The 13,017-nt window shown below is 67.5% G+C and carries 12 protein-coding genes; 4 read left to right on the forward strand and 8 right to left on the reverse strand.

Annotation, left to right across the window (positions count from 1 at the left end):
• Nucleotides 1–20: 20 nt before the first annotated feature.
• The 7 genes from ACWGJ5_RS34430 to ACWGJ5_RS34460 are packed head-to-tail and all read right to left on the reverse strand — an operon-like array spanning nucleotide 21 to nucleotide 6,131.
• A complete protein-coding gene (locus ACWGJ5_RS34430) occupies nucleotides 21–830 on the reverse strand; it encodes a [LysW]-aminoadipate kinase (RefSeq protein ID WP_453313561.1) in 810 nt (269 codons plus the stop codon).
• Between the two features lie 7 nt (nucleotides 831–837).
• Nucleotides 838–1,860 (reverse strand): N-acetyl-gamma-glutamyl-phosphate reductase, encoded by a 1,023-nt coding sequence (gene argC, locus ACWGJ5_RS34435; protein ID WP_453313562.1) that lies wholly within the window; start codon nucleotides 1,858–1,860, stop codon nucleotides 838–840.
• Nucleotides 1,857–2,726, reverse strand: a complete 870-nt coding sequence (gene lysX, locus ACWGJ5_RS34440; RefSeq protein WP_453313563.1) for a lysine biosynthesis protein LysX — start codon at nucleotides 2,724–2,726, stop codon at nucleotides 1,857–1,859. Before lysX ends, argC begins: the two co-directional genes overlap by 4 nt.
• A gap of 3 nt (nucleotides 2,727–2,729) precedes the next feature.
• The gene (locus ACWGJ5_RS34445) at nucleotides 2,730–2,909 is read right to left on the reverse strand and encodes a lysine biosynthesis protein LysW (protein WP_385315850.1); all 180 of its coding nucleotides are present in this window, start codon (nucleotides 2,907–2,909) and stop codon (nucleotides 2,730–2,732) included.
• Entirely contained in the window at nucleotides 2,906–3,931 is a 1,026-nt protein-coding gene (locus ACWGJ5_RS34450) for a transketolase family protein (RefSeq protein ID WP_453313564.1), read from the reverse strand. Before ACWGJ5_RS34450 ends, ACWGJ5_RS34445 begins: the two co-directional genes overlap by 4 nt.
• Nucleotides 3,928–4,779, reverse strand: a complete 852-nt coding sequence (locus tag ACWGJ5_RS34455; protein ID WP_453313565.1) for a transketolase — start codon at nucleotides 4,777–4,779, stop codon at nucleotides 3,928–3,930. The genes ACWGJ5_RS34450 and ACWGJ5_RS34455 overlap by 4 nt, the downstream gene beginning before the upstream one ends.
• Entirely contained in the window at nucleotides 4,776–6,131 is a 1,356-nt protein-coding gene (locus ACWGJ5_RS34460; RefSeq protein ID WP_453313566.1) for a DegT/DnrJ/EryC1/StrS family aminotransferase, read from the reverse strand. The genes ACWGJ5_RS34455 and ACWGJ5_RS34460 overlap by 4 nt, the downstream gene beginning before the upstream one ends.
• A gap of 291 nt (nucleotides 6,132–6,422) precedes the next feature.
• Between ACWGJ5_RS34460 and ACWGJ5_RS34465 the strand changes: the two genes are divergently transcribed.
• The 4 genes from ACWGJ5_RS34465 to ACWGJ5_RS34480 all read left to right on the forward strand — a co-directional run bounded on the left by ACWGJ5_RS34465 (nucleotide 6,423) and on the right by ACWGJ5_RS34480 (nucleotide 11,873).
• Entirely contained in the window at nucleotides 6,423–7,508 is a 1,086-nt protein-coding gene (locus ACWGJ5_RS34465) for a GNAT family N-acetyltransferase (protein ID WP_453313567.1), read from the forward strand.
• Between the two features lies 1 nt (nucleotide 7,509).
• Nucleotides 7,510–8,811, forward strand: coding sequence for an MFS transporter (locus ACWGJ5_RS34470; RefSeq protein ID WP_453313568.1), 1,302 nt, complete (start codon nucleotides 7,510–7,512; stop codon nucleotides 8,809–8,811).
• A gap of 168 nt (nucleotides 8,812–8,979) precedes the next feature.
• Nucleotides 8,980–10,605, forward strand: a complete 1,626-nt coding sequence (locus tag ACWGJ5_RS34475; RefSeq protein WP_453313569.1) for a multicopper oxidase family protein — start codon at nucleotides 8,980–8,982, stop codon at nucleotides 10,603–10,605.
• Nucleotides 10,606–10,928: 323 nt separating this feature from the next.
• On the forward strand, nucleotides 10,929–11,873 hold the full coding sequence (locus tag ACWGJ5_RS34480) for a GNAT family N-acetyltransferase (protein ID WP_453313570.1): 945 nt from the start codon (nucleotides 10,929–10,931) through the stop codon (nucleotides 11,871–11,873).
• A 747-nt stretch (nucleotides 11,874–12,620) separates the two neighbouring features.
• Here ACWGJ5_RS34480 and ACWGJ5_RS34485 read toward each other — a convergent pair.
• On the reverse strand, nucleotides 12,621–13,010 hold the full coding sequence (locus ACWGJ5_RS34485; protein WP_453313571.1) for a hypothetical protein: 390 nt from the start codon (nucleotides 13,008–13,010) through the stop codon (nucleotides 12,621–12,623).
• Nucleotides 13,011–13,017 lie beyond the last annotated feature (7 nt).

Genomic DNA, 13,017 nt, shown 5'->3' on the forward strand with positions numbered 1-13,017 from the left:
TAACGACTCTGCACGCGTACTCATCGCCCTCCCTTGACGAATGTCGTGCCGGCACCCGCCCGTGCGGCGAGCACCGGGGAGTCCAGTCGGCCGTCGGCGAGGACGACATGCGGGACCCCGGCCCGGAAGGCCTCACCCGCGCTTTGGAGTTTCACCTTCATGCGCCCTCCCGCGCCGTCCAGATAGCGGGACAACTTCTCGCCGGGCACCTTGGCCACGAGGCTCGTCGGATCCGCGGGGTCGCGTAGCAGACCAGGCACGTTGGACAGGATGATCAGCCAGTCGGCTGCCAGGGCGACCGAGAGCCGGGCGGCGAACCGGTCGGCGTCGACGTTGAGCATGCCGTCGGCCGGGTCCAGTGCCGGAGGCGACACGACAGGGACGTAGCCGCCGCGCAGCAGGGTCATCACGAGGTGTGGATCGACCTCGTCGATGCGCCCGGAGAAGTCGTCGCGGACGACCCGGTCGACACCGTCGACCACAGCCCTGGCCGGCGGCGTTCGGCGAGCGGTGACCAGGGATCCATCCACCCCTGATAGGCCCACAGCGCGTAGTCCGGCCCCGGTCAGTTCCGTGACCAGCGTCGGTTTGATGCGGCCCAGGATCGCCATGACGAGCGCGTCGAGCGCGGGCGCATCGGTGTAGCGGCTGCGCTGGCCGTTACGCGCCGTCATGATGCGGGTGGGGCGGTTGAGTTCAGCGGCGAGCCGGTCGGCTTCGGCTCCGCCGCCGTGCACGACGACCACCTCGCTGCCCTGCCGAGCGAGCCCGGCGATGTCAGCGCATGCACCGGCCATGTCCGCGCCGAGCGAACCGCCGACTTTGACCACGAGACGCTCAGGCCGGGTGAAGCCCGGCGAACCGCAATCCCGCGGTCTCGTCCTGGCCGGAGGCGATGTTGAAGCACTGGACGGCATTGCCGGCTCCTCCTTTCACGAGGTTGTCGATGGCCGCTACGACGATCAGGTGATCTCCCGCAGAGTTGAGCGAGAGGCCGATGTCGCAGTAGTTGGTGCCGCTGAGGATCTTCGGCTCCGGCATCCGGCGCAGGGCCGACCGCTCTCTGACCAGCCGCACGAAGGGCTCGTCCTGGTAGGCCGCACGGTAGAGCGCCCATAGCTCGCGCTCGCTGACGGTGCGCGACGGGGTGATGTGGCAGGCCACCTGGATCCCGCGTACGGCCTCGATGCCGGTCACCGTCATGTGCACCCGCACACCACATGCCTGCTCGATCTCTGCGGTGTGCCTGTGGTTGTGCGGCTTGGCCATGCGCAGAGCGCCGCTGCGTTCGGGGTGGTGACTGCCCTCGTCGGGGGTCCTCCCGCTGCCGCTGGAGCCGGTACGGGCATCGACCAAGACCGCGCCCGTCACCAACTCGGCCGTGGCGAGCGGGTGCAGGGCAAGGATGGCGGCGTTGGCCATGCAGCCCGGCACCGCGATGTGGCTCGCTCCACGGAGCCGCTCGCGGTGCAGTTCAGGTATTCCCGGCTGGAAGCGGGAGAGCCAGGGCTGCTCCGGCGCGGCGCCGGAGTAGTAGCGTTCCCGCACAGTGGGGTCCTGGAGCCGGAAATCGGCGCTCAGGTCCACCACCATGGGTGCGAGTGCGGACCACGCGCCCATGCCCTTGATGGATGCCCCGTGCGGCACCGCCAGAAAGACAACGTCAGATTCCGAAATCTCCTCCTCGGACACGAAGGACAAGCTGCTCTGGCCGCGCAGGTTCGGGTGCGCGGCGCTGAGGGGACGTCCGCGGTGGCGTGTCGAGGTCGCCTGGATCAGCTCCACGTGCGGATGCTGAAGCAGCAGCCTGACGAGTTCGCCGCCTATGTATCCGCCGGCGCCGATCACTGAGGCCTTCACCAGTCCACCGCCTCCAGGACATGGCTGACGATGAGATCGGCGATATCCAGTCCGGTGGCCGAGGCAAGTCCGCGGAATTCCATGGTGTGGTTGACCTCGGTGACCAGCACCTCGCCACTGGCGCGTTCAATCAAGTCCACCGCGAGCATGCCGCCGCCCACCGCCTCCGCGGCCTGCAGGGCGAGTTTGGCCAGGTCTGGCGTCACCTCGCACGGCTCCGTGGTGGCGCCGCGTGCCGTGTTCGTGATCCAGTGTTCCGACCGGCGGTACACGGCTGCGACGACCTGGTCGCCGAGCACGACGACGCGTATGTCACGGCCGGGTTTGTCGATGAGCTCCTGGATGTAGAAGACCGAGTGCACTGGTGAACGTATCGCCTGCTTGTGCTCGATGAGTGTCTCCGCCGCGTCCCGGTCGTTGACCTTGGACAGCAGCCGGCCCCACGACCCGACGGCGGGCTTGACCACCGCCGGGTATCCGATCTCCTCGATGGCCCGCAGTGCCACGTCGGGGGTGACCGCCACGACGGTCCGCGGGGTGGGCAGCCCTGCGCGTACCAGCGCCAGCGACGTGAGGATCTTGTCGCCACAGATTTCGATGACGCTGCTCGCGTTGAGTACCTGATGGCCTGTCGACTCGAACAGGCGCGCGGCGTAGAAGCTCCGCGTATGCGACATGATCCGGTTCAGCACGCCTCGGTACCGCACCTGGGGTGGGGATTGGAGGTCGCTGACCAGGGTGCGGTCATCGACGCACGTGTATGGGATGCCGCGCCGCTCGAGGGCGGCGAGAATCAGCCGCTCCTCGAGGCGGATACGGGTGGTCAGGACGGCCAGATGGCCGTCCTGCGACGCACTCGTGCTCACCTGTTACTCCCCGAAGTCCTCTTCGATCTCCGGGGCGAGTGCGAACTCGACCGGTTGCAGGCCGATGATCTCCAACTCGGCCGTGCAGGTAGGGCATACAACGATCGCCGACACGCGCATGTCCGGCGCCGTCGGAACAATCTCGGCGCACTCTGGGCACGCGCTGGTCGTAGCAGTGGTCATGACGCGCTCTCCTTCGGTGTGTGACTGTTGTGAACGGATGTCGTGCTGGAGCGGCCGCTCACGACGGCCTTGGCCGCGGCGACGACGTTCTGCGGGCTGACCCCGCCAGTGAGGAGCTGGGCATAGTGGCTGCCCGGCCGGGAGGAGAAGGCGTCGCTCACGCCGACCCGCAGCACGCGGGTCGGCTGGTGCTCGGCGACAGCCTCGGTGACCGCACCGCCGAGCCCGCCGAGCAGCGCGTGGTCCTCGACGGTCACAATGCCGGCGGTGTTGCTCGCCGCCCTCACCACTGTCGTGAGGTCGAGGGGCTTGATGGTATGCATGTTCAGCACCGCGGCTTCGACGCCTTGCTCAGCGAGCTGTTCAGCCGCCTCCAGCGCGAACAGCACGGGGTAGGAACCAGCCGCGATGATCGTCACGTCGCAGCCGGCGCGCAGCTGCACCGCCTTACCCACCGTGAAGCCGGCCTCCCCGTGGTAGACCGGGTCGGTCGGGCCGCGGCCGAGCCGGATGTACACCGGACCGGGCAGGTACGCTGCTGCGTTGACCATCCGCACCGTCTCGCCTGCGTCCGCCGGCGTCATCACTGTCATGTTCGGCAGCGACCGCATCACCGCGAGGTCCTGCTGGGCGTGGTGGGTCGGGCCCAGGTGGGCCGCTGACAAGCCGGAGTGCGTGGCGACGATACGTACCGGCAACCTGTGGTAGGCGATGTCGATTTTGACCTGCTCCAGGGCCCGGGCCGAGGCGAACGCGGCCATGGTGTTGACAAAGGGCAGGATTCCGGTGCCGGCGAGCGCGGCTCCGACGGACATCAGGTTCGCCTCGGCAATGCCGAGGTCCACGTACTGTTCCGGCAGTACGGTTTGGAATTGCTTCTCCAGCCCGCCCATGTCCGAGTCAAGGCACCAGATGCGACTGTCTGCTCGTGCCAGTTCAAGCAGTGTGGCGCGGTAGGCCACCCGGTCGGAGCCGTCGACAGCACCCTGCGCCATGCCCTGCCCCTTCTGCGTGACACTCATGAGGTGGCTCGCAGGGCGGCGAGCGCCCGCTCATACGCTGCCTCACCGAGCTTGGCGAAGTGGCTTTGCCTGCGGTGCTCCAGATGGCGCACGCCGCGCCCCTTGACCGTGTCGGCGATCAGTACGGTCGGGCGCCCGGGAAGCGGGGCGGACCGCAATGCCGGCACCAGTTCGGCGAAATCGTGGCCGTTCACCCGGGACACATGCCAGCCGAAGGCCCGCCACTTGTCGGCGAGGGGCTCCAGCCGCATCCGGTCCTCGGTCGGACCACTGATCTGCAGACGGTTGCGGTCCACTACGGCGGTGAGGTTGTCCAGGTCCAGATGCGCGGCCGCCATCGCCGCCTCCCAGACCGCCCCTTCCTGCAGCTCGCCATCGCCCATCAGGGTGAAGACCCGGTTGGGGCGTCCGGCCCGGCGTGCAGCCAGAGCCAGTCCGGTGGCCAGCGACAGACCGTGGCCCAGCGACCCGGTCGCGAACTCCACGCCCGGCACAGCGGGTGTGGGGTGCGCCATCAGCCGCCCGGTGGCGCACCCGTAGGTGTCCAGCTCGGACGTGGCAAGGAACCCCCGCTCGGCGAGTGTCGCGTACAGCGCCGCGCTGGCATGCCCCTTGCTGAGCACGAAGTAGTCGCGCCCCGCCCAGCCCGGGTTGTCCGGCCGCACCTGCAGGACCCCGAAGTAGAGGGCCACAAGGATGTCGGTCGCCGACAGGGACCCGCCCACGTGCGTGCCGATCGACCCGGCACCGATCCTGAGTACGTGCTCCCGGACCACCATCGCCCGGCACCGCAAGTCCTCCCAGCCGGCGTCCTCGCCCGTGGCTGACTCGGCGATCTGGACGCTCACGCCGGCACGCCGGCCTTCTGCCGGTACCCCTTGACGGCGGCCCACGGCGGCTCGTAGTCGAGGGCCCGAGCGAAGCGGGCGATGACGTCGAGGTTTTCCCAGACCTGTTCGAAGGCGGTCGCGTACTCGTCCAGTGCAGGACCCGCGTCGGGGTTCAGATGCATGCGCCGCAGGCAGAGAGAGTCCTCAATGACCTGGCAGGTCACCGGGTAGTCGGCCAGATCGTAGCGCTGCGGATTGGTTCCCGGCAGTGACCACGGATAGCCCTGGCCATAGGCGTTCTGCTCCTGGAACACCGGCTGACCCGGCAGCGGAATGATCTGGTAGTGCGTCAGCGGCACACCTTCGGCGAGCAGTGCCCGGCGCAGAGCCTGGCGGAAACGGCCCGGCGTGACCCCGTCCAGGCCCGCCGCCTGCGGGTCGAAGCGGAAGCGCAGCATGTGCCACATGTGCGTGCGGTCAGTTGGGACGGGCGGGACCACCATGCCCGGCAGCGCCGCAAGCCGCGACAGAAAAGGGGGGATGTTCTGGTCGCGGCGACCCTGGTAGTCCCAGAACCTGGCGAGCTGTGCCCGGGTGAAGGCGGCCAGCACCGAACTGAGTTTGAGGTTTGAGCCGCGAGTGGCGGACACGTATAGCCGTTCCTCTGTGCTGAGGTCCTCACCGAGGATCCGAAGGCTCCGGCAGCGCTCGGCGACCTTCTCGTCGTCCGTGACGATCAGTCCGCCTTCACCGCAAGTGGGAATGCTCTTCTCGACGTTGAGGCTGAACACCGCGGCAGCTCCCATGGAGCCTGCGGTCTCACCGCGGTACTTCCCGCCCTGCGCCTGCACGGCGTCTTCGATCACGAGCAGGTCATACTTGCGGGCCAGGGCCCGGATCTCTGCCATGTCGGCGGGCAGACCGCCGAGGTGGACCGGAATGATCGCCCGGGTGCGGTTTGTGATCTTCGCTTCGATCTGGTGCACGTCGATGTTGAACGTGACCGGGTCGATGTCCACGAAGACGGGAATTGCCAACTGGTACAGCGGCGCCATGGCAGTCGCCACGTAGCTGAGCGCCGGCACGATCACCTCGTCACCGGGCTCGAGGCCCAAGGCGGTCAGCGCCAATTCCAGTGCCACCGTGCCACTGTTGACGGCGACCGCGTAACGAGTGTCGCAGAACTCGGCCCATTCCGTCTCGAGCCCGCGGATCTCCTGTTCGTCCTTCGCACCGACCGTGAACTTACGGCTGTCCAAAGCACGAAGAACGGCGTCCTTGTCCGCCTGCGTCACCACTGGCCACTCCAGCCGTCGGTGTTCCGGGCGAACCACGGGCCTGCTGCCGAACATCGCCAGCTGAGCCTTCATGTCTTCCCCTTATGAGCCAAACAGGCTTTGCCTGTTCCGTATCACGGGATACGTGAAGAGCCGTCCACGATGCTGTGCGCCCCGGCCCTGCAGTGGACGCTACGGCTGCCCGCTCTTGTCGCGTTCTCACGGTGATATGCGGCGGCCTGGTTCCCCGCGCGATGGCTCCGAGGCGGTGCGATGCCGGCCACCGGGCGGTGCGGGGCGGGACCAGCGTGAGACCACCGCGAGAGTGTCCGTCCCTACCGTGGGCCAGTCTCAACCCGATGGCCCGAGCAGGAGGTGTGCGCGGTGGATGCCGCACGAACCGGCCAGTGCATGGTGGCCTCGTCCGACTGGCGGTTGTCCGACGTGGTACCAGAGCGGGTAGTCGCCAGTTGCCTGTACGACTCCGCGGGCTGGCTGCGCGCCTGGGAGAGCATCGGCATCGAAAAGCGGGCGAGGCACGCTTATGTTCATACCAACCCGGCGAGCCCTGACGGGGCCTCGGTTCTCCCGCTCTACGCTGTGCACCAGTCCCCGTTCTGGGACGGATACGAGCGGCAGGTCGGCCTCGTCGGCCGGTTCGGCAACCCCGTGATCTTCGCCGGTTCCCCGTACTCCATGTACGGCAAGCGCGGGCACATGCCCGCTGCGCTGGTCCGTGGCGCGTATGCCACCGCGATGGAATGGATCAAGTCAGGACCGGCCGAGTTGCTCGTGGTACCCAACCTCACCGGGGAGGGTGTGGCCGACTGGCTGGCGGCGGCCGGACCTCCGGTCGGCCGCATACTGCTCGAACGCACCTACAGTTGCGACCTCTCCGGCGACTTTGACGACCACATGTACCGCGTCACCAACAAGATCAGACGGGATGTGCAAAGGCGGCTGCGCCGGGCAGACGAGCGCGGCCTGCGGGTTCGGATGGTCGAGGCGCCGGAGGCGCACACGCTGGTGCCCGCCGCGTTCCCGCTGACCGTCGACACCAGCGACAAGAACGACTGGCCGGCCCTGTTCGACGAGGACGCCCTGCACGGCATGCTCCGGGTACCCGGAGCCATGATGGTCGCTGCGGAGGTGGGCGACCGGCTGGTCGGGGCCTTCTTCGCGTTCCGGCGCGGGTCGGAAGTGACCTTCATGTGCGGTGGCGTCGACTACGCCACGCTCCACGACCTGAGTACCTATGTGGCGCTCATGTATCGCAGCACCGAGTGGGCGTATGAACACGGCATGCGCCGCCTCGAGTGGGGCCGTGACAACTACCAGTTCAAGGAACGGCACGCGTTGACCGGTACCGACCTGTGGGCCCTGGTCTATGCCCCTGAATGCCGCCCGGATCTCGAACCTGCGCTTGCCCACATGCACCAAGCGTTGTCGACCTACATCGCGGGAGCCTGAGATGGGACCGGGCGGGCGCCGTGCCGCACTGCTTCTGGCAGCCGTTGTCAGCGTCAACGCGTCGTACACGGTGATGATTCCGTTCGTGCCCGACCTGGAGCACCGGGTTGGCGCCGGCCCGATCGTCGTCGCGCTGACCTTCGCACTGTTCGCGGGGGCCAAGGCGCTCGCCCAGCCGATCGGCGGATGGTGGGTCGACAGGTGGCGGGCGGATCGCGTCGCCACGCTGTCCATGCTCACCGCCGCGGTCGGCATCGCCCTCACGGCCCTGGCCCGAGACAGTCTCACCCTGCTGGGCGCCCGGGTCTGCTGGGGGATTGGTGAAGGACTGGTTTCCCCGGCTCTCTACGCAGGCATGACGGCGCTGTGCCGACAGCACGGGATCACCACCAGCCGGATGATGGGGAACTTCGGATCGGCGGCGGTGGCCGGGTTCCTCCTCGGGCCGCTGGTCGCCGGAGTGGCCGTGCCTGCCGGCTTGACAGGGCTGTTCTTCGCAGGCGCGGTGGTGACCGCAGCGACGGCTCTCGGACTCCTGCTGGCCATTCCCGGACCCGATTCCAGGGAAACCGCGCAAGAACCGGAGGCCGACCCCAAGGCAGATGGCGCCGCGCCGGGGTCCGCACCGGTGCGGTGGTGGGTGTGGGCACTCCTGCTCGGCGGGCTGGATATGTTCACCTTCCTGGTGTACTCGGCGCTCGAACCGCTCCTTCCGGTCTATCTCAGTACCGGGGCGCACACGTCGGCTCGAGCGGCGATCTCAGCCGTCTTCGTCGCCGGACTGACCGTCTCGGGCCTGGCAATGTGGCTGCTGGGCCGGCACACACTGCCACTGCGGACTCTCGCGGCGATCGGCCTTGCAGTCACCGCCGTCGGCCTGTGCGCCATGGCCGCCAGCGCCCACTTCATGGCCGTCGGAGCAAGCTTCGTGGTCTACATGTTCGGTTATGCGACGCTCTTCCTCACCACCCGGCGCGGGATTGTCGAGCTGAAGGCCGCCACGGCGAACGACGGCAAGGCCTTTGGCCTGTTCGGCTTCGTCTCGGACATGGGTAACGTCCTCGGCCCCCTCGTCGGCGTCGCTCTCTACGAGGTGTCCGACCGATTGCCGTTCCTCGTGCTGGGCGCCGCGAGTGGCCTGGTGCTCCTGGCTCTCGCCGCTCTGGGCCGGCGCCGGGGCACGCTGCTGGGCAGCGCTTCCCCGGAGCGTGGCACGGCGGCGCATGCGGCCGGAGCAGCACAAGATGTCGGCAGGACAGCGGTGATGCCCGCCGCTGCCACAGTGGACCCCGACAACCGATGACGTCCCCACTTCTTCCAGGGCAACGCTGAGTAATGGCAGGTCAGCTACGACCTCTGCCGGGACGTCATCCGCGAACACCATGCCCACACGGCGAACTCCCATGCTCTGAGCTGAGTTCCCACCCGCTCAGAGAACCTCTACGCAGACCCACATGAACAGGGGAACCCGATGTCCAACACCACCGGCACCGTGCCGGATGCCCGCCGCCAGCGAAGGCGACGGCACGTCATGACGCTCCAGGCGCTGGTAGCTGCGCTGCTGGTCATCGCTGCTGCGGTCGTGTATTCGCGGGGCGCATCGGCCGAGCCGACCTCAGCGTCGACAACGGATCAGCCGCTCTCCACAGCCCAGCAGCAGGCGGGCATGAGCTCTGGACAGCCCTTCGCCGACCCGCCGGTCCTCGACACCATCACCAGCCCCAACATGACCATCACCCTGAACGCGCACGACACGCGCTTCGAGGTGGCCGGTAGACAGGTGTGGGGCCAGTCCTACAACGGCTCGTTCATCGCCCCCACCCTGCACCTCGCGCCGGGCGAACACGCCACCATCACCCTGGTCAACAACCTCTCGGTCGCGACCAACCTGCATTTCCACGGCCTGCACGTCTCGCCGTCGAACGACTCGGACGACTCGTTCCTGTGCATCGCCCCGGGCACCACGTTCCAATACCACCTGGACCTGCCCGCCGACCACCCCGTCGGAACGTACTGGTACCACAGCCACGCCATGGGCACGGCCTGCCCCTCGGACGAATCCGGCATGGCCAGCATGGACATGTCGCCATCGCCCACTGCCGGCTTCTCCCCCGGTGACGTGGAGAACCAGATCTTCGCCGGCCTCTCTGGTGCTTTGGTCGTTGGAGACGACCGGGCCCTGCTGCCGTCCGCCCTGCGCAATATCACCACGCACACCGTGAACCTGAAGGACGTTCAGCTCGACAAGACGGGTCACATCGTCCAGAACACCGACACTACGTCGATCGACTCCGACGCCCCGACAGTACGGCTCGTCAACGGGCAACTGCTGCCCGCGCTCACCATCAAGCCCGGTGAGACCCAGCTGTGGCGCCTGGCCAACATCGGCGCTGACATCTGGTACCACCTCCAGCTCGACGGCTACCGCTTCACCGTCATAGGCCAAGACGGCGTACCGGTCTCCAAGGTGACCACGGCCAACACCCTGCTGCTGCCCCCCGGCAAGCGCTACGACGTGCTGGTCACCGCCGGCAGCCAGCCCGGCCAGACCACCCTGCGCACCCTCGCCTTCAGCAACGGGCCGGACGGTGACAACTACCCCGACACCCCGCTGTTCAAGGTCAACGTCGCCGGACCCGCACAGGCCCAGCTCCCCACCGTCTCCGGTGCGCTGAACCCCTCGCCTCCCGACCTGTCCAACGCCACCATCGCGCAGAACCGCAGCGTGACACTCAGCGGGAACGACTCGGAAGGCTTCCTCATCAATGGCAAGCAGTTCCGCATGGACTCCTCCGTGTTCAGCACCCCCGCGAAACTGAACACCGTCGAGGAGTGGACCATCACCAACGAGGCCGGCGAGGACCACCCCTTCCACATCCACACCAACTCCTTCCAGGTCATGTCGATCAACGGAGTACCCCAGCCCTTCGTCGGCCGCCAGGACACCATTCCGGTGCCCCACGCGGTCAACGGCGTGCCCGGCAAGGTGGTTGTCCGCGTCCCGTTCTCCGACTTCATCGGCAAGATCATGTTCCACTGCCACATCGCGGCCCACGAAGACAACGGCATGATGAGCTACATCAACGTCGTCGACTAGTCCCGCCGGTGCGACCTGCCCGGAAACAGCACCAAGTTGATACGGGCAAAGGAAGGAAGAGGCGGTGACCACTGCCTCTTCCTTCCTCGCGAAGGGATTCTCAGCGTTCCTTGTGCCTCGCACGCGGTGCGCCTGCGCGCAGGAGACGTACAGATACTCAGTGGCCTCACCCACATCACCAACTCCTGACCAGCCGTTGCTCACCCGACGTCGGGGTCGCCGACGGGACAGGGAAGCCCTGCCTGAAGTCAGGGTCCGTTGCGGGATCAGCGGCGGACTGGAAAGAGACGCCGTCCCGAACCCCGCGCCACTTGGAGGCATCCATGGTTGTCGAGACCGCCTACGGACTCACCACGGCACTGCTGACGGTCGACGAGGCCTTGCATTCGGACTGGGTGCCCTGGCGGGACAAGCTCGACGTGGTGCGCGTCGTCGACCCCGATCCGCGCTGCAGACCACAACTGCGACGGGCCGGTTTCGCCATTCATCCATCGTGGGTCACCTGGATCGCTTCGGCCGGCGCTTCCGAGGAAGTGTTTCTCGACAGGCTCTCCGGGAAGGAACGCCGAAGCATCCGGGCCGGCATGCGGTTCGTGGTCGAGCAGGGCATCCGCTGGAAGACAGTAGTGCCACTGGATGCTGACACCTACGACCGCTTCCTTGAACTGTACGAACGACAGATCAGCACAATGCGCCATGGTGTGCCCTTCGCGCGCTACGACCGTGACGACATCCTCGCGCATGCCGACGAGTACTTCGCCGTACAAGCCCTCGCGAACGACAGACTCGTCGGCTGCTGCGTGTGCCGCGTACGCAAGGACACGTCCACGGTGGTGATCCGGTTCGCGGCCACCGCCCCGGACAGCCGACAACAGCGCGTCGTCCGAGCCATGTACATGCAGGCATTCCAGATTGCTCGTGAACTGGGCTGCCGTGACATCTCGCTGGGCACCGACCCGGCACTGTACGGTCACATCGCCAAGCCCGGCCTGTTCTGCTTCAAGACAGCACTCGGCTTCACTCCGACCCCAGCACGCTTCTTCGGGACCATGGACGACCCCGACGAGGCCACACAAGTGCTCCGCCTGGACGCGCTGAGCGACCCGTCGCTACTGCTGCGCTACCACCTGCCCGGGGATGACGGCTCCAGCCTGATCACCAGAGTGACCGCACTCGGGCTCGATGTACTGACCGCCGAGCGAGACTCCGATGTCAGCCCCTACCGGGCCCCTTTCGTCCAGGACGTCAGTGTGCGACTGATGGAGTAATGCGGCATCCGAGCCCGCTTCGACGGGGGTCAGCCGGCCGAGCGAGGCTTGTCGGCGACGTCGGTGTCAGGTCCTCTCGACCAGGTCACGAATGCGATCCGCAGTTCCTGACGGGTGGCCCACGGACGACGGTCGAGTACCGGGACGAATTTCCGTGACCGGAACTGCGATCCGCGATGGGTGTGCAGAACGCATCCGGCAACGCGCTCGCGCCGGGCGACGCGTTGTCCAGGGATGCGACGACGAGGCGGGATTTCATTCGCGCGTCGATGCAGTCGGCCGACGATCATCTTGCTGAAGACGTCCTGGACCGCGCACAGGTACAACTTGCTGTCACCCGCGGCGTGTTCGGTGACGTCCGCAAGCCCCAGCCGGTTCGGGCCGTCGGAGGTGAAGCCACGGCGGACGAGGTCGTCATGACCGGTGGGCCGGCCTTCTTGGTGCTGTGCTTCTTACCGAACACGCGCCACCTGCCGTTGTCCCGGCAGATCCGCCACGCGGTCCGGTCGGCCATGGCACGTTCTCGTGGTCTCGGCTGTTGTCCTGGGGCGATGCTGAGGCCGCGGTTCGTGCTGCGCACCGTCAACGGCGCCACGTTCGGGTCAACGGCGCCACGTTCGGGAGGGCCGAAGACCGCGTCTTGCGGTCTTCGGCCCTACGGTGGGCAGTAGCGGCCGTGCCGGCTATGACGACGGGTGGGCAGAGTGTGCGGTCGGCCTCCGTGTCATGGCACGGCCTCCATGGTGGCTAGCGGTGGCCGAGGTAGCGGTCGTGGTCCCGGCCTCGGTCGTGGTCTCGGCCCCAGCCCCGGCCTCGGTCGTGGTCCCTGTCCCAGCCCCAGCCCCGGCCTCGGTCGTGGTCCCTGTCCCAGCCCCGGCCCCAGCCCCGGCCTCGGTCGTGGTCCCTGTCCCAGCCCCGGCCCCAGCCCCGGCCTCGGTCGTGGTCCCTGTCCCAGCCCCGGTCGTTGAAGTGACCATCGTGGTCGTGGTCGCTTCTGTGGCTGTGCGAGTAACTCCTCCCGTTGTCGCGGTCCTGGCCGGATCCAGCGGCCAGGGCAGGCATGGCTGCCGCGGCGACGAGGGCGCCCGAAGCCACACAGGTGGCGATCAGGCGGACCGTCGTACGAGAAACAGACATGAATCTG

Source organism: Streptomyces sp. NPDC054783 (genome assembly GCF_053611725.1).